This window comes from Micromonospora sp. NPDC049529, from assembly GCF_055586685.1.
In genome coordinates, this window is record NZ_JBVJHT010000031.1 from 1 (window position 1) to 15,635 (window position 15,635).

At 71.7% G+C, this 15,635-nt stretch carries 15 protein-coding genes, 1 tRNA gene and 1 pseudogene; 14 read left to right on the forward strand and 3 right to left on the reverse strand.

What is annotated here, in order from left to right; all coding sequences use genetic code 11:
- A pseudogene (locus ACZ6QQ_RS34835) lies at window positions 1-182 on the reverse strand (SigE family RNA polymerase sigma factor); the annotation flags it as partial.
- 129 nt (window positions 183-311) lie between these two features.
- On the opposite strand from ACZ6QQ_RS34835, the gene ACZ6QQ_RS34840 reads away from it, so the two are divergent.
- The gene (locus tag ACZ6QQ_RS34840; protein ID WP_465882158.1) at window positions 312-875 is read left to right on the forward strand and encodes an NADH-quinone oxidoreductase subunit B; all 564 of its coding nucleotides are present in this window, start codon (window positions 312-314) and stop codon (window positions 873-875) included.
- 53 nt (window positions 876-928) lie between these two features.
- Window positions 929-2,239 carry a DUF2252 domain-containing protein gene (locus ACZ6QQ_RS34845; protein ID WP_465882160.1) on the forward strand — a complete coding sequence of 437 codons (1,311 nt, stop codon included), beginning with the start codon at window positions 929-931 and terminating at the stop codon, window positions 2,237-2,239.
- A 28-nt stretch (window positions 2,240-2,267) separates the two neighbouring features.
- On the opposite strand, the gene ACZ6QQ_RS34850 is transcribed toward ACZ6QQ_RS34845, so the two are convergent.
- The gene (locus ACZ6QQ_RS34850; RefSeq protein WP_465882162.1) at window positions 2,268-3,311 is read right to left on the reverse strand and encodes a glucose 1-dehydrogenase; all 1,044 of its coding nucleotides are present in this window, start codon (window positions 3,309-3,311) and stop codon (window positions 2,268-2,270) included.
- A 194-nt stretch (window positions 3,312-3,505) separates the two neighbouring features.
- On the opposite strand from ACZ6QQ_RS34850, the gene ACZ6QQ_RS34855 reads away from it, so the two are divergent.
- The 11 genes from ACZ6QQ_RS34855 to ACZ6QQ_RS34905 all read left to right on the forward strand — a co-directional run bounded on the left by ACZ6QQ_RS34855 (window position 3,506) and on the right by ACZ6QQ_RS34905 (window position 14,794).
- Entirely contained in the window at window positions 3,506-4,081 is a 576-nt protein-coding gene (locus tag ACZ6QQ_RS34855; RefSeq protein WP_465882230.1) for an NADH-quinone oxidoreductase subunit C, read from the forward strand.
- Window positions 4,081-5,043 carry a complex I subunit 1/NuoH family protein gene (locus ACZ6QQ_RS34860; protein ID WP_465882163.1) on the forward strand — a complete coding sequence of 321 codons (963 nt, stop codon included), beginning with the start codon at window positions 4,081-4,083 and terminating at the stop codon, window positions 5,041-5,043. The genes ACZ6QQ_RS34855 and ACZ6QQ_RS34860 overlap by 1 nt, the downstream gene beginning before the upstream one ends.
- A gap of 51 nt (window positions 5,044-5,094) precedes the next feature.
- Window positions 5,095-5,526, forward strand: a complete 432-nt coding sequence (locus tag ACZ6QQ_RS34865; protein ID WP_465882164.1) for an ester cyclase — start codon at window positions 5,095-5,097, stop codon at window positions 5,524-5,526.
- A gap of 217 nt (window positions 5,527-5,743) precedes the next feature.
- Complete coding sequence (locus ACZ6QQ_RS34870) at window positions 5,744-6,349, forward strand: NuoI/complex I 23 kDa subunit family protein (RefSeq protein WP_465882165.1); 606 nt, start codon at window positions 5,744-5,746, stop codon at window positions 6,347-6,349.
- 67 nt (window positions 6,350-6,416) lie between these two features.
- Window positions 6,417-6,920, forward strand: a complete 504-nt coding sequence (locus tag ACZ6QQ_RS34875) for an NADH-quinone oxidoreductase subunit J family protein (protein ID WP_465882166.1) — start codon at window positions 6,417-6,419, stop codon at window positions 6,918-6,920.
- The gene (gene nuoK, locus ACZ6QQ_RS34880; RefSeq protein WP_465882168.1) at window positions 6,917-7,312 is read left to right on the forward strand and encodes an NADH-quinone oxidoreductase subunit NuoK; all 396 of its coding nucleotides are present in this window, start codon (window positions 6,917-6,919) and stop codon (window positions 7,310-7,312) included. The genes ACZ6QQ_RS34875 and nuoK overlap by 4 nt, the downstream gene beginning before the upstream one ends.
- Window positions 7,309-9,204, forward strand: coding sequence for an NADH-quinone oxidoreductase subunit 5 family protein (locus tag ACZ6QQ_RS34885; RefSeq protein ID WP_465882170.1), 1,896 nt, complete (start codon window positions 7,309-7,311; stop codon window positions 9,202-9,204). The genes nuoK and ACZ6QQ_RS34885 overlap by 4 nt, the downstream gene beginning before the upstream one ends.
- Window positions 9,201-10,724 (forward strand): complex I subunit 4 family protein, encoded by a 1,524-nt coding sequence (locus ACZ6QQ_RS34890; RefSeq protein ID WP_465882171.1) that lies wholly within the window; start codon window positions 9,201-9,203, stop codon window positions 10,722-10,724. Before ACZ6QQ_RS34885 ends, ACZ6QQ_RS34890 begins: the two co-directional genes overlap by 4 nt.
- On the forward strand, window positions 10,721-12,265 hold the full coding sequence (locus ACZ6QQ_RS34895) for an NADH-quinone oxidoreductase subunit N (protein WP_465882173.1): 1,545 nt from the start codon (window positions 10,721-10,723) through the stop codon (window positions 12,263-12,265). The genes ACZ6QQ_RS34890 and ACZ6QQ_RS34895 overlap by 4 nt, the downstream gene beginning before the upstream one ends.
- Window positions 12,266-12,416: 151 nt before the next feature.
- Complete coding sequence (gene htpX / locus ACZ6QQ_RS34900) at window positions 12,417-13,298, forward strand: zinc metalloprotease HtpX (protein WP_465882174.1); 882 nt, start codon at window positions 12,417-12,419, stop codon at window positions 13,296-13,298.
- A 227-nt stretch (window positions 13,299-13,525) separates the two neighbouring features.
- On the forward strand, window positions 13,526-14,794 hold the full coding sequence (locus ACZ6QQ_RS34905) for an MFS transporter (protein WP_465882175.1): 1,269 nt from the start codon (window positions 13,526-13,528) through the stop codon (window positions 14,792-14,794).
- A gap of 99 nt (window positions 14,795-14,893) precedes the next feature.
- On the opposite strand, the gene ACZ6QQ_RS34910 is transcribed toward ACZ6QQ_RS34905, so the two are convergent.
- A complete protein-coding gene (locus ACZ6QQ_RS34910; RefSeq protein WP_363598879.1) occupies window positions 14,894-15,388 on the reverse strand; it encodes a YajQ family cyclic di-GMP-binding protein in 495 nt (164 codons plus the stop codon).
- Window positions 15,389-15,534: 146 nt separating this feature from the next.
- Between ACZ6QQ_RS34910 and ACZ6QQ_RS34915 the strand changes: the two genes are divergently transcribed.
- Window positions 15,535-15,618, forward strand: a tRNA-Tyr gene (locus ACZ6QQ_RS34915).
- Window positions 15,619-15,635: the final 17 nt, after the last annotated feature.

Below are 15,635 nucleotides of genomic sequence, written 5' to 3' on the forward strand. Positions count from 1 at the left end.
TGCACCAGATCCTGGGCCTGCCCCAGATCCCCCGTGTACGCACACAGATGCACCGTCATCGCCCTGAAATGAGCGTGGTAGAACGCATCGAACTCGACCCTCTCGCGTCTTTCCGGGCCCGCCTCCTCGGCGGGTCTCACCGGCGGTGAAGCGTCGACGCCCGGACCTGTCGTCACCGTCACTCGTTCCTCCCCGTCCGGGCCCCTGCCCGAGGACGCCGGTTACACGTGCCGGCGACGGCACCGGTTGCAGGCAAGTGGTACGGCGATGCTGTGGTTCACTGTCGGGTGCCGGACCGAGAGGGGGAGACCATGCAACTGCCCGGAGTGCTCGGCGAGCCGATCCGGTTCGTGCTCAACTGGGGCCGCCGCTACTCGTTGTGGGTCTTCAATTTCGGGCTGGCCTGCTGCGCGATCGAGTTCATCGCCACCAGCATGGGACGGCACGACTTCATCCGGCTCGGGGTCATCCCGTTCGCCCACGGCCCGCGCCAGGCCGACCTGATGGTGGTCTCCGGCACGGTCACCGACAAGATGGCGCCGGCGATCAAGCGGCTCTACGACCAGATGCCCGAACCGAAGTACGTCATCTCGTTCGGCGCCTGCTCGAACTGTGGTGGCCCGTACTGGGACTCGTACTCGGTGACCAAGGGCGTCGACCAGCTCATCCCGGTCGACGTCTACGTGCCCGGCTGCCCGCCCCGGCCGGAGGCGCTGCTGCACGGCATCCTCCGCCTCCAGGAGAAGATCGCCGCCGAGCAGTCCGGCCTCGGCGGGGTGTCCCGCCCCGATCCGCTCAGCGCACCCGTCGACGCCGGCACCGGTCGCAGCGTCGCGTCGCTGACCGCACCACCCGTGCGCCCGCCCACGAGCTGACCGCGTCACCGGTCCACCGGTGGGCCTGGTCGGGGCGGACTAGCCTGCGGAGCATGAACACTGATCAACGGGCGGACCAGCTGGTCGACGTCCTGACCGCCGAGTTCGGCGAGTCGATGGCCCTGGACCCGGCCGCGTTCCGGCGCAAGTTCCGCAAGATGGCCGCCACCCCGTTCGCCTTCTACCGGGGCAGCGCCTCGGTCTTCTACGCGGACCTGACCGGCGACTTCGCCGACGACCGCTTCCTCAACCCGCGCACCAGCCGGGTCTGGATCCACGGTGACCTGCACGCCGAGAACTTCGGCACCTACATGAACGGCTCCGGCCAGCTCGTGTTCAACGTCAACGACTTCGACGAGGCGTACGTCGGGCCGTTCTCCTGGGACCTGAAACGGTTCGTGGCCAGCGTCGCGCTGATCGGGTACGCCAAGGCCCTCTCGGATGACGTGATCACCGAGCTGGTGACCCGGTTCGCCGCCGCGTACCTGACCGAGCTGCGGGCGATCGCGGCCGGCGGGGAGGAGGCGATCGGGTCGATCACCCTCGACAACGCCGACGGGGTGTTGCGCACCGTGTTGCAGCGGGCCCGGTTGAGCACCCGGGTCGACCTGCTCTCCAACCAGACCACGATCGACAACTACGAGCGCCGGTTCGCGCTCGGCGACGGCGTGTTCGAGATCGACGACACGGCCCGCGCCGAGGTGGTGACCGCGTACGAGCGCTACCTCGGCACCCTGCCGGTGTCGACCACCGGCCTGCGTCCGGTCGCCGCGCAGATCAAGGACGTGGTGCTGCGCAAGGGGGTGGGCATCGGCTCGGCCGGTCTGCCGTCGTACAACCTGCTGCTGGAGGGGCACACCCAGGCGCTGGAGAACGACGTGGTGATCTACATGAAGCAGGCCCAGGTGCCGGCGGTCGCCCGGTACGTCGACGATCCCGGCGTACGCGGCTACTTCCAGCACCAGGGGCACCGGACCGCCGAGTCGCAGCGGGCGTTGCAGGCGCACGCCGACCCGTGGCTGGGCTTCACCGAGCTGGGCGGGGTCGGCCAGTTGGTCGCCGAGGTCTCCCCGTACGCCGCCGACCTGGACTGGTCCGACGTCAACGAGCCGGCGGAGCTGGCCGGGGTGATCGGCGACCTGGGCCGGGCGGTGGCCCGGATGCACTCGGTGGCCGACGACGAGTCCAGCCACGACCTGGTCGACTACTCCACCGAGGAGGAGATCGTGGCGGCGGTGGACAAAGACGAGGCCGGTTTCGTGGCCCACCTGGTCGAGTTCGCGCACACGTACGGGCTGCGGGCCCGCGAGGACCACCAGATCTTCGTCGACCTGTTCCGCAACGGCCGCCTGCCGGGCCTGTAACCGGGCCGGATCCCGCTGACGGCCGGACTCAGGCGAAGTCGAGTACGGTCTTGATCTCGTCGGGGCCGGGGGTGTACGCCTCGGCGTACGCCCCCAACGGCACCCGCCGGCTGATCAGGGAGCCCAACCACTGCCGGTCGGCCCTGGCCAGCGCGGTCGCGGCGAGGTCCCAGTGCCGCCGGTTGGCGTTGACCGAGCCGAACACCACGTTGTTCTCCAGCACCAGCTCCCGGTTGAGCGCCCCGGCGTCGAAGTCGATCATGCGGCCGCCGGTGGAGACTCCGGTGAGGCAGACGATCCCGTTCGGTGCCGCCTGGCACATCACGTCCAGGACCACCGACGGCGCACCGGTGCATTCGAGTACCACGTCCGGGGCGAAGCCGAGCGCGGCCATCCCCTCGGAGTGGTACTGCGCGCCGAGCGCCCGGACCAGCTCCGGCTTCGGTCCCGTCTGGGCGAGGTCGAGCACGTGCACGGTCAGCCCACGCTGGCAGGCCAGCAGGGCGGCCAGCAGGCCGATCGGTCCGGCCCCGGTGACCAGTACGGTCTCCGGCTGCCACACCGAGCGCTTGCCGATCCGTTCGATGTGTTCCCAGGCCTTCGCCACCACACTCGTCGGTTCGAGCAGCGTGCCGACCTCGGCCAGCGCCGGCTCCAGCAGGATGGCGTACTCCGGGTCGACCCGCCAGCGTTCCCGGGCGAAGCCGGCCCGGCCCTTGATGCCGTGTTCGGTGTACTGGCCGTTGCGGCACATGTCCCACTCGCCGGCCGCGCAGTTCGGGCAGGGGACCGGGTCGGGGTGCCGGACCACACCGGCGACCAGGTCACCGGCGCGCAGCGAACCGGTCGGGTCCTCGATCACCCGGCCGAGCGACTCGTGCCCGATGACGAGTTCCTGCGCGCCCGGCGGCGGCTCGCCGTAGTGCCCCGCGATGATTTCGTGATCGGTCCCGCAGATCCCCACCGCCAACGCCTCGACCAGCACCGGCCCCTCGTCGATCGGCGGCTCCGGATAATCCTCCGCAAGCCGCAACGAATTCCCCACCCCCGGAGTAACAGTCACAGCCCGCACACCCCCATCCTCCCCCACCCCCACCGCGATCTAGGGCGAATGCGTGTTTGTTGATCTCCGATCACCACCATTTGCCCTAGATCGCGGGAGGAGGGGCGGGAGGAGGGGCGGGAGGAGGGGCGGGAGGAGGGGCGGGAGGAGGGGCGGGAGGAGGGCATGGGGGGAGGGGGTTGGGGTCATAGGATCCGGGGGTGATGGCGGAGGAGATCGGTGCGCGGCTGGGGTCGGTGCTCGGGTGTGAGCAGGTCGCGGTCGGGGTGTCCGGCGGGCAGGCGTACGCGCGGGCGACCGTCGACGTGCCGCCGGGGCAGTGGCGGGACGCGCTCCGGGTCGCCCGCGACGACGCCGAGCTGAGCTGCGACTTCTTCGACTGGCTCTCCGCCGTGGACGAACTGGTGGACGGGTTCGACATCGTCGCGCACCTCTGGTCGACCCGGCACCGGCACGGGGTGCTGCTGCGTACCCGGGTGCCCCGGTCGCAGCCGCAGGTGCCGTCCGTCGTGGACCTCTTCCCCGGCGCCGCCTGGCACGAGCGGGAGACGCACGAGATGTTCGGCATCGGGTTCACCGGGCACGCCGACCTCCGCCCGCTGCTGCTGCCACCGGAATTCGAGGGGCACCCACTGCGCAAGGAGTTCGTCCTCGCGTCGAGGGTGGCCAAGCCGTGGCCGGGGGCGAAGGAACCCGGTGAGTCGGAGGCGGGGGCGGCCCGTCGGGCGCCGATGCGGCCGCCGGGCGTACCGGCGCCGGGTGAATGGGGCGACCGCTGATGCCGCTCTGGTTGGAACTGCTGATCCGGGTGGTGGCAGTGGTGGTCGCGTTCCTCACCCTGCCGCTCGTCGTCGGTCAGCTCGAACACAAGGTGATGGCGCACATGCAGGGCCGGCTCGGCCCGATGTACGCGGGCGGCTTCCACGGCTGGGCCCAGTTGATCGCCGACGGGATCAAGTTCGTGCAGAAGGAGGACATCACGCCCCGGGCCGCCGACCGGGCGGTGTTCCGGCTGGCGCCGGTGGTGGCGCTGGTGCCGTACCTGTTGGCTCTGCTGGTCATCCCGCTCGGACCGGGGGATCTGGTCGGGCAGCCGCTGGACATCGGCCTGTTCTTCGTCCTGGCCGTGATCGGCGTGGGTGTGGTCGCGGTGCTGATGTCGGCCTGGGCCTCGGCGAACAAGTACAGCCTGCTCGGCGGGTTGCGCGGGGCGGCCCAGCTGCTCGGCTACGAGCTGCCGCTGGTGCTGTCGGCGGCGAGCGTGGCGATCGCCGCCGGCACGCTGAGCCTGCCCGGCATCGTGCAGGCGTGGCAGCCGTGGTGGCTGATCTGGCAGGCGCCGGCCATGTTCGTCTTCTTCGTCGCCGGACTGGCCGAGATCCGCCGGCCCCCGTTCGACATGCCGATCGCCGACTCCGAGCTGGTCTTCGGGTACCTGACCGAGTACACCGGCCTGCGATTCGCCTTCTTCCTGCTCGCCGAGTACGTCGGCATCGTGGTGATCGCGGCCCTGACCACGGTCCTGTTCCTCGGCGGCTGGCAGGGCCCGTTCGGGGACGAGTACCTCGGTTGGCTCTGGACCCTGCTCAAGATCTTCGCGGTCTCCTTCGTGGTGATCTGGTTCCGGGTGGCCTACCCGCGCCTGCGCGAGGACCAGTTGCAGCGGCTCTGCTGGCTGGTGCTGGTCCCGGTGGCGCTCGGCCAACTGGTGCTCACCACGGCGGTTCGCGTCGTCCTCTGAGCGGAGCGTCGTTTTCTGGGCCCGGCCCTTCGAGGGCTAGGCTGACTCATCGTGGTCGACATCGACAGCGCGGTACGGCAGTTCGTCACGGACGTCTGGCACGACTCCCGCGAGGAGACGGCGTACGAGTTGGTCGCCGACGAGTGCCCCGGCCTCGGCGGCTCGGGGCCGGCGGCGGTGCTGGCCTGGCACCGGGAGCGTCGTACGGCCTTTCCGGACCTGCGCTACAAGATCGTCGACTTGATCGTCTCCGGTGAGCGGGCCGCCCTGCACTGGCGGGCCGCCGGCACCCAGCGGGGCGCGTTCGGCCCGGTGCCGCCGACCGGCCAGGTGGTCAGCTACTCCGGCGCGACGTTCCTGCGGTTCGACCCGGCCGGCAAGATCATCGACGTGTGGAGCGTCAACGAGCTGTTCCAGCTCCTGCAACAGCTCGGCGTCGAGGTGCTGCCACCGCTCGCCGGTGTCGGGGGACCAGCCGACTGATCATCGGTGTCAGGGGACCTGGTCCACCCGCCCGTCGGCGGGTAGGCGTCGCCGAGTGCGGAGGTCATGCACGTTCCTCTCACGCGGGACCCGATCCCCGAGCCCAGCGTACGGCACCCGGCACCGCCGGTAGGGCGGGAAGTGGCGGGTGGTGGTCGCGCCGGGGCGGGCGACAGTGCAGGATGGGCGGCATGAGCGAGCAGAGTGGGCCGGTGGCATGAAGGTGCCCGGAGAGGGTCTCGCGAAGGGGCTGGCGGTCACCCTCAAGACGATGGTCGGCCACTCGCACACCCAGCAGTACCCGGACGTCGAGCCCGAGCTGCCGCCGCGCTCGCGCGGGGTGATCGCCCTGGCCGAGGAGAACTGCACGGTCTGCATGCTCTGCGCCCGCGAGTGCCCGGACTGGTGCATCTACATCGACTCGCACAAGGAAGAGGTCCAGGTCCCCGGCGCGGCCCGGCCCCGGCAGCGCAACGTGCTGGACAAGTTCGACATCGACTTCTCCCTCTGCATGTACTGCGGCATCTGCATCGAGGTCTGCCCGTTCGACGCGCTCTACTGGTCCCCCGAGTTCGAGTACGCCGAGTACGACATCAAGGACCTGCTGCACGACAAGGACCACCTCGGGCAGTGGATGGCGACCGTACCGCCGCCGCCCGCGCACGATCCGAACGGTGAGCCGGCGAAGGAGGAGACCGCCGCCGCGCGCAAGGCCGTCACCCCGGCGCCGGGCGCGTCCCGCCCGACCGTCGCACCGGTACGCCCACAGCGTCCCGCCGCCCCGCCCGCCGCCAAACCGCCGGCCCCCACGGAGACGCCGTGACCGGGACGACAACCGTGACCGGGACGACAACCGGGGCCGGGACGGTGGCCGGCCGCAGGGAGCGGTCGTGACCGGGGCGGACGCGCTGCTGCTCGCCCTCGGGGCGGTCGCGGTCGGCTCCGGCGCGTTGGTGGTCAGCACCCGGCACCTGGTCCGGGCCGGCCTCTACCTGGTCGTCTGCCTCGGTGCGGTCGCCGGGCTCTACCTGGTGCTCACCGCCGAGCTGCTGGCCTGGGTGCAGGTGCTGGTCTACGTCGGCGCGGTGGTGGTGCTGCTGCTCTTCGCGGTGATGCTCACCCGCGCCCCGATCGGCGCCTCCACCGACCTGGACCGGCCCGGCTGGCCGGCCGCCCTGATCGGCGGCGGCACCGGGGCCGGGCTGACGTTGCTGCTCATCGACGCGTTCCGCTGGTCCACGGTGGACCTGCCGGAGCCGGGGACCGCCGAACGGCTCGGCGCGGAGATCTTCGGCCGCTGGGTGCTGCCGTTCGAGGTGCTCTCCGTGCTGCTGCTCTCGGCGCTGGTCGGCGCGATCGCGATCAGCGTACGGATTCCGGGGCGGCGCCGATGAGACCCGTGATCCCGTACGTCACCGCGGCGATCCTGTTCGGCCTGGGCGTCTACGGCGTGCTCCGCCGACGCAACGCGGTGCTGGTGCTGATGGCGGTCGAGCTGATGCTCAACGCGGTCAACCTGCTGCTGGTCACCGCCGACAGCACCACCCGGTCGGCGCTGCCGCACGGCGGGCAGGTGTTCGCCCTGTTCGTCATCGTGATCGCCGCCGCCGAGGTGGGCGTCGGTCTGGCCATCGTGTTGCAGCTCTACCGGCTGCGCGGCAGCGTCGCGCTGGACGAGGTGAGCCTGCACGAGCACCCACCGGACTCCGGACCGGAGCCGGCGGTCGCCGCCACCGGCAGCGGGAACGCCACCGGCTCCGCCGCCGACGGGGTGGGGGCCAGGTGACCCTCGACATCGTGCTCGGCTGGCTGCTGCCGGCCGTACCGTTCGGGGTGGCCCTGGCCGGGCTGCTGCTGCCGCAGCGGTCCCGGGCGGTCGCCGCCGGCCTCGGCATCGCCGGTGCCGCCGCGAGCCTGGTCATCGCGGTGTTCCTGCTCGTGTCCCTGGACGGCGCCGCCGCCGAGGGATCCGCGCTCTGGGTCGAGTTCGGTGACCTGGACGTGACCGCCGGGGTACGCCTCGACCCGACCGCCGCCCTGGTCGCGATCGCCGTGGCGGTGGTCGCTCTCGCCGTGCAGGTCTACTCGGTCGGCTACCTCGACCACGACGACCGGTACGCCCCCTACGCCGCCCAGATCAGCCTCTTCACCGCCGCCATGCTGCTGGTGGTCGTCGCCGGTGACCTGCTCCTGCTGCTGGTCGGCTGGGAGGTGATGGGCATCTGCTCCTACCTACTGATCGCGCACGACCGGCGGCTGCCGGAGGCACCGGCGGCGGCGGTGAAGGCGTTCCTGGTCACCCGGGTCGGTGACGTCGGCTTCCTGCTCGGCATCGCGGTGCTCGGCTTCACCGCCGGCAGCTTCCGGATCTCCGAGGTGCTCGCGCACGACTTCCACCCGACCACGCTCACCGTCGCCTGCCTGCTGCTGCTGGCCGGGGTGGCCGGCAAGAGCGCCCAGTTCCCGCTGCACACCTGGCTGCCGGACGCGATGGCCGGCCCGACCCCGATCTCGGCACTGATCCACGCCGCCACCATGGTCGCCGCCGGCATCTACGCGGTGACCCGGCTCTACCCGCTGTTCGTGAAGTCGCCGACGGCGTTGACCGTGCTCGGTGTGATGGGCGCGGTCACCCTGCTGCTCGGCGCGCTCGCCGCCACCGCCCAGGACGACATCAAACGGGTGCTGGCCTGGTCGACGGTTTCGCAGATCGGCTACATGGCCGGCGCGCTCGCCGTCGGCTCGCCCGCCGCCGCGCTGTTCCACCTGCTCAGCCACGCCGCCTTCAAGGCGCTGCTGTTCCTCGCCGCCGGCTGCGTCATCCACGCCACCGGCACCAACTCGATGGCGGCGATGGGCGGGCTGCGCCGCCGGATGCCGGTCACCTTCTGGTGCACGGTGATCGGGCTCGGCGCGCTCGCCGGGGTGCCGCCGCTGGCCGGGTTCTGGAGCAAGGACGGCATCCTCGCGGTCGCCGAACGGGCCGCGCTCGACGGTGCCGGCCCGGCCGGCGCACCGGTTGGCTGGCTGGTCTGGATCGCCGGCCTGGTCGGGGTCGCGGTCACCGCCTGGTACGCCACCCGCCTGCTGCTGCGCGCCTTCGCCGGCTCCTACCGGGGCGAGGCCGCGCCGCACGACCCGCCCGCCCTGCTCCGCTGGCCGGTGCTGCTGCTGGCGGTGCCGAGCACGCTGTTCGGGATGGTCGCGTTCGCCGGGCCGTTCGCCGGCTGGCTCCTGCCGCCGGCCACCGCCGAACACCCCTCGAACCTGATGCCGCTGGACGAGGAGCTGATCCACTTCGGCCCGCAACTGGTCTACCCGGTCGCCCTGCTGCTGCTGGGCGCGGGACTCGCCTGGTGGCGGTGGCGGCGGGACCCGGCCACCGACCCGGCGCTCGCGCTGGGCCCGCTGCGGCCCGCGTTCGACCGCGCGTTCTGGCTCGACGAACTCCAGCACACCCTGGTCGTACGCCCGGTGACGGCACTGGGCCGGATCGGGCGGCGCGGCGACGAGGTGCTGGTCGACGGGGCGGTCGAGGGCGTCGGCCGGGGCAGCGGTGCGCTCGGTGACTCCCTCGGCGTGCTGCACCGGGCCGGGCTGCCGAGGGCGGCGACCGCCGTACTGGCCGGGGCGTTGCTGATCGGGCTCGCCGCCGTGTTGATCGGAGTCGGCGGATGAACGCCGGACAGGTCGGACTCGTCGCCATCCTGGCCCTGCCGGCGGTCGGTGCGGTGATCGCCGCCGCCCTGCCCGAACGCCTCGACCGGGCGGGCCGGGCGGTCGCCACCGGTTTCGCCGCCGCCACGCTGGTGGTGAGCGTGCTGCTCTTCTTCGGTGTCGGGGGCGGCGGTTTCGCCCACCAGGTGCCGGAGCAGGGGCCGCCGGGCATCCACCCGTGGCACGAACTGGACTGGACCTGGGTGCCCGGCCTGGACCTGCGGTTCCACCTCGGCGTGGACGGGATCTCGTACCCGCTGGTCATCCTGACCACGCTGCTGACGCTGCTCTGCTGCGCGTACACCTGGTGGCGGGCACCGGCACCGGGCCGGGGCCGTACGCTGGCCGCCCTGCTGCTGGTCATCGAGGTCGGCATCCTGGGCACCTTCCTCGCCCTCGACCTGGTGTTGTTCTTCGTCTTCTTCGAGGTCGTCCTGCTCCCGATGTACGCGGTGATCGCGATCTGGGGCGGGGAGCGCCGGGTGCACGCGGCCCGGAAGTTCGCCCTCTACACCCTGTTCGGCTCGGTGCTGCTGCTGGTCGGCGTCTTCGTCGCGGTCAGCGCCGCCGGCACCGCCGACATCGTCGAGCTGACCGGCGGGACCGGGCTGTCCCGGACCACCCAACTGGTGGCGTTCACCCTGTTCGCGCTCGCCTTCGCGGTGAAGAGTCCACTCTGGCCGCTGCACTCGTGGCTGCCGGACGCGCACAGCCAGGCGCCGACCGTCGGCAGTGTCATCCTCGCCGGGGTGCTGCTGAAGATGGGCACGTACGGCCTGATCCGGATCGGGGTCGGGATCACCCCGGAGGGCGCCCGCTGGGCCGCGCCGGTGCTCGGGGCGCTCGCCGTCGCGGCGATCATCGTCGGCTCCCTGGTCTGCCTGGCGCAGACCGAGCTGAAGCGGCTGATCGCGTACTCCAGCGTCGGGCACATGGGGTTCGTCGTGCTCGGCATCGCCACCGTGACCACCACCGGAATCCAGGCGGCGCTGATCGGCAACATCGCCCACGGCGTCATCACCGGACTGCTCTTCTTCGTCGCCGGGGCGATCAAGGACCGGACCCACACCGGGGAGTTGGCCGCACTCGGCGGGCTGCGGGAGACCGCACCCCGGCTCGCCGGGCTGCTCGGCTTCGCCGCCATCGCCTCGCTCGGGCTGCCCGGACTCGCCGGCTTCTGGGGGGAGGCGTTCGCCATCGTCGCCGCCCTGCGGCACGGCGGACCGTACTGGACGACGCTCGGCGTGCTGGCCGCGTTCGGCGGGGCGCTCACCGCCGCGTACTTCCTGCGAATGCTGCGCCGGATCAGCCACGGCCCGGCGACGCCCGCCGTGGCCAACCTGACCCCCCGGGGGTACGGCGTCGAGCAGGCCATCTGGGCACCGCTGGTGGTGTTCACGCTCGCCATCGGACTGCTGCCGCCGATCGCGCTCGACGTCGCCGACGAACCGGTGAAGGCCCTGATCGAGGCGATCTCATGAACCTGACCCAGAGTGTGGACAACATCGCGCTGCTGCCGGCGTACCTGGCCGCCGGCACCGCCGTACTGGTGCTGCTGGCCGACCTGGTGGCGGGCCGGCGGGGCGCGACCAGCGCCGTGTTCGCGGTCGGCGCGGCCGCCACCGCCGTCGGGGCCCTGGTGGTCGGCGCGGGCGACAACCGGCAGACGTTCTGCGTCGGCGACGCCTGCTCGTTCCTGTCCACCGGCCGCAGCGGGCTGATCGGTGCCCTGTTCGCCCTGCTCACCCTCGGGGTGCTGGCGTTCTCGGTGCCGCTGCTGCGGGCCGGGGAGGTGCCGGCGGGGGAGTACTGCTTCCTTCTCGCCTGCTCGATGACCGGCGGTGTGGTGCTCGCCGGTGCCGGCGACCTGATCACCCTGATCGTGGCTCTGGAAACCCTGACCCTGCCGCTGTACGTGCTGGTCGGGCTCCGCCGCCGCAGCGTGGCCGGCGCCGAGGCCGCCGTCACCTTCTTCGTGGTGAGCGTGGTGGCGACCGCCGTCACCCTGCTCGGCGCGGCCCTGCTGTACGCGGTCACCGGGGCGCTGCACTTCCGCCTGCTGGCCACCGCCTTCGCCGCCGGACCGGACCTGCTGGACGTCCCGCTCACCTCGGCCGCGGTGGCGCTGGTGGTGCTCGGGCTGGCATTCAAGATCGCGGCGGTGCCGTTCCACGCCTGGGCCCCGGCCACGTACGACGGCGCCCCGCTGCCGGTCGCCGCGTACCTCTCCACCGCGTCGAAGCTCGGCGGTGTCGTCGCCCTGCTGGCGGTCACCGGGATCGTCGCCCCGGTGGCCGGTGCGGTGGTGTCGGACGGGTCGGTTCCGCTGGCGAACGCCGTACTGCCGGGGTCGGTGACCGGACCGGTGCTGGCCGCACTGGCGGTGCTGACGATGACCGTCGGCAACCTGGTCGCCCTCCGGCAGACCCGGATGGTCCGCCTGCTGGCCTGGTCCTCGGTCGCCCAGGCCGGTTACGTCATCGCCCCGCTGGGCGCGTTCGCGCTCGCCGACGGGCGCACCGGCGACGCGTTCGGGACGGCGCTGACCGCCGCGCTGGCGTACACCGTCTTCTTCGTGCTGCTGGAGCTGTCCGCGTTCGGTGCGGTGATCGCCCTGCGGGCCGGGCACGGTGACGGTGGGGAGATCGGTGACTACCGGGGCGCTGCCCGTCGCCGCCCGGCCGTCGGCATCGCGCTGGCGCTGGCGCTGGTCGGGCTCGCCGGGTTGCCACCCGGACTCGCCGGCCTGTTCGCGAAGGTCACCGTGGTCCGGTCGCTGCTGTTCGGCGGTTCCGACTGGCTGGCCCTGGTGGTGGCGGTCAACGCGGTGATCGGACTGGCCTACTACGTACGGGTCGCCGCCACCCTCTTCTCGCCCGCCGGGGACGCCACCGCGAGTGAGCGTCCGCCCGGCGTACGGGTGCCGTGGCCGGTCGCCGCGGCACTCGCCGCCGCCACCGTGGTGACGGTCGTCATCGGCTTCGCCCCACAACTCGTGCTGGACGCCGCCGCCGGTTGGTGACCGGTGGCGGCGAACCGGACTTCGGTGCCGAGAACTCCACCTCGTACCCCCGTCTTACAGGCAATTCTCAGCTATATGGGGATTGTTGATGGGTATCGAGTTGTTGGAACGGTCAGCGGTTTCACGAGAACCGCGCACCGAAGGAGTGATAGTGCACAGCCACCGCAACGGTCTCAAGACGGCCGCACTGCTCGGCCTGCTCACCGCGCTGATTCTCGGCGTCGGTTACGCGCTCGGCGGCAGCGGCGGTCTGGTCGTCGCCGTCCTGGTTTCGCTGGGTATGAACGCGGCCAGCTACTTCTGGTCGGACAAGCTCGCGCTCCGCTCGATGCGGGCGAAGCCGGTCACCGAGGCGGAGTTCCCGGCGCTTTACCAGATGGTCCGGGAGCTTTCCACCTCCGCCGGGCAGCCGATGCCCCGGCTCTACGTCAGCCCGACCATGCAGCCGAACGCGTTCGCGACCGGGCGTAACCCGCAGCACGCGGCGGTTGCCGTGACGACGGGCATCACCCAGATCCTCGACTACCGCGAGTTGCGGGGCGTGATCGGGCACGAGTTGTCACACGTCTACAACCGGGACATCCTGATCTCCAGCGTCGCGGCGGGTCTCGCCGGCATCATCACGATGCTGTCGTACTTCGCCTGGTTCCTGCCCATCGGTGGCGGGGACGACGACGACGGCCCGAACCCGGCGGCGCTGCTGCTCATGCTGATCCTCGGCCCGATCGCCGCCAGCGTGATCCAGCTCGCCATCAGCCGGAACCGGGAGTACGCGGCGGACGCCTCCGGCGCCACCATCACCCGTGACCCGCTGGCCCTGGCCAGCGCCCTGCGGAAGATCCACGAGGGTACGCAACGGCTCCCGTTGCCGGCCGACAACCGCCTCACCTCGACCGCCCACCTGATGATCGACAACCCGTTCAGGGGTGGCGGCCTGGCGGGTCTGTTCTCCACCCACCCGCCGATGCAGGAGCGGGTACGCCGGCTGGAGCAGATGGCCCAGAACTCCGGGCCGGTGCAGTTCCAGCGCTGAGCCGGTGCTGACTCGCTGAGCGCGTACCGACGCCACGGCGACCGGCGGGATCCCGAACCAGGGGTCCCGCCGGTTCGGTGTTCTCCGCGCCCGGTCCACCGCAACCTGGTACGCGTCGACGGCTTCCGGCCGGAGTAAGTCGTTTCACCCCGAGGCGACCGGGGCGTTAGGGTCGAGGGGCTTTCCGCTCGTTACACCCCCGTCCCGTGACCAGGAGGTCGATCCCCGTGGCTGCGCTGCGCCAGTATCTGTTGGTCTGGCGGATCCCCGGCGCGCCGATGCTGCTGATCACCGGCATCATCGGCCGGCTCGGCATCGGCATGACCCCGCTCGCGCTGCTCCTGGTCGTCGAACAGGTCACCGGCAGGTACGCGCTCGCCGCCGCGGCAGGAGGCGTGTACGCCCTGGCCGGCGCCGCACTCAGCCCGATCGCCGGCCGAATCGCCGACCGGATCGGCCCGACCCCGGTGCTCGTCGTCACCGCCGTGGCGCACCCGCTGGCCCTGGTCGGGCTCCTGCTCGCCAGCCGGGCCGGAGCGGACGCGCTCACCATGATCTACCTCATGTCGGGTGTCGCCGGTGCGACCTTCCCGCCGCTCACCGCCGCCATCCGGGGCGCCTGGAACGACCTCACCGAACCCGGCTCCGGCCGGTACGGGCTCCGCAACACCGCACTCGCCGCCGAGACCTCCCTGTTCGAGGTGGTCTTCGTACTCGGCCCGCTGCTGGTCGCGTTCTTCGTGCTGCTCGCCGACGCCACCGCCGCGCTGATCGGGGCGGCCGTGGTGACGCTCGTCGGCACCCTCGCCGTCGCGCTCGGGCGGGTCATGCGCGGCTGGCGCCCGCACCCCACCCACGCCCACGCCACCGGCCTCGGCCCACTGCGCTCCGGCGGCTTCTCCGCACTGCTGCTCTGCGCCGCCGGTCTGGGACTCGCGTTCGGCGCCGCCGGTGTGGCCGTGCCGGCGTACGCCTCCGCGCACGTCCCCGGCGACGCCGAGAGCCTGGCCGGTGTCCTGCTTGCCGTCTGGGGGGTCGGCAGTGCCATCGGCGGGGTCTGGTTCGGCACCCGGCGGCCGGCCCCGAACCTGACCCGACAGTTCGCGCTGCTGCTCGCCGCCGTCGCGGCCAGCTTCGCCGTCTTCGCGCTGATGCCGCACCCGGTCGCGCTCGGCGTCGCACTGGTGATCGGCGGGGCGACCATCGCACCGGCGCTGACCCTGGAGAACACCATGGTCGGGCGGATCTCGCCGGGCAGCATGCTCAATGAGGCGTACACCTGGTTGGTGACCGTGTCGGTGGCGGCGAGCGCCGCCGGTGGCGCGGCGGCCGGGTTGATCGTCGACCAGGTCGGCGTACCGTGGGCTTTTCTCTTCGCCGGTGCGGCGGTCGCCGTCGCGGCCGGGGTCGCGGCGCCCCGCCGGGGCCCGATCGCACGGGCCGAGGCCCGCGAGGCCGTACGCGTGGAGCAGGCGCTCGCCGCCGAACTCGTCTGACCCGCCCGGGCCGGTACGCGCTCCGGCGTGGACCGGCCCGGGTGACCCGCCCACGGCTCCGGCTGCGGCCCGCGCCGTCGGCGGGCCGCAGCGGACGTGTTACCGGTAGTTCGTGAATTGCAGGGCGACGCCGAAATCCTCGCTCTTGAGCAGCGCGATGACGGCCTGGAGGTCGTCCTTCTTCTTGGCGGTCACCCGCAACTGGTCGCCCTGGATCTGCGCCTGTACGCCCTTCGGCCCCTCGTCGCGGATCTTCTTGCCGATCGACTTGGCCTTCTCCGAGTCGATGCCCTGGATCACCTTGCAGTCGATCTTGTAGATCTTGCCGGAGGCGCGGGCGTCGCCGGCGTCCAGCGCCTTCATCGAGATGTTCCGCTTGACCAGCTTCTCCCGGAAGACGTCCAGCGCCGCCTTGACCCGCTCCTCCGTTTCGGCCTGCAGGCTGATCGCCTCCTCGCCGGACCAGGAGATCTCCGCGCCGGTGCCGCGGAAGTCGAAGCGCGTGCCGAGCTCCTTCTCCGTCTGCCGGAGGGCGTTGTCGATCTCCTGCCGGTCGACCTTGCTGACGATGTCGAACGACGGGTTGGCTGCCATGATCATGCTCCTGCTGGGTCGCGGTATGAAGATGTCCCGGACGGCTGCTGGGCTGTCCGACATGCCGACCATACCCAGTTGCGAAGGTGCCCGGTGCAACCGCTATCCTTGCTTCCGCTGCCGCGTTAACCGTGGCGGCACGCCCTGGCGGGTTGCCCGAGCGGCCAATGGGAGCGGACTGTAAATCCGTCGCGAAAGCTTCAGAGGTTCGAATCCTCTACCCGCCACCAGGTGCGGTTATCGCCCC

What these genes read in the sequence shown, in the direction of transcription:
- ACZ6QQ_RS34840 (WP_465882158.1), top strand. Translation starts at nt 312, where the DNA reads ATGCAACTGCCCGGAGTGCTCGGCGAGCCGATCCGGTTCGTGCTCAAC.
- ACZ6QQ_RS34845 (WP_465882160.1), top strand. Translation starts at nt 929, where the DNA reads ATGAACACTGATCAACGGGCGGACCAGCTGGTCGACGTCCTGACCGCC.
- ACZ6QQ_RS34855 (WP_465882230.1), top strand. Translation starts at nt 3,506, where the DNA reads ATGGCGGAGGAGATCGGTGCGCGGCTGGGGTCGGTGCTCGGGTGTGAG.
- ACZ6QQ_RS34860 (WP_465882163.1), top strand. Translation starts at nt 4,081, where the DNA reads ATGCCGCTCTGGTTGGAACTGCTGATCCGGGTGGTGGCAGTGGTGGTC.
- ACZ6QQ_RS34870 (WP_465882165.1), top strand. Translation starts at nt 5,744, where the DNA reads ATGAAGGTGCCCGGAGAGGGTCTCGCGAAGGGGCTGGCGGTCACCCTC.
- nuoK (WP_465882168.1), top strand. Translation starts at nt 6,917, where the DNA reads ATGAGACCCGTGATCCCGTACGTCACCGCGGCGATCCTGTTCGGCCTG.
- ACZ6QQ_RS34890 (WP_465882171.1), top strand. Translation starts at nt 9,201, where the DNA reads ATGAACGCCGGACAGGTCGGACTCGTCGCCATCCTGGCCCTGCCGGCG.
- ACZ6QQ_RS34895 (WP_465882173.1), top strand. Translation starts at nt 10,721, where the DNA reads ATGAACCTGACCCAGAGTGTGGACAACATCGCGCTGCTGCCGGCGTAC.
- ACZ6QQ_RS34910 (WP_363598879.1), bottom strand. Translation starts at nt 15,388, where the DNA reads ATGGCAGCCAACCCGTCGTTCGACATCGTCAGCAAGGTCGACCGGCAG.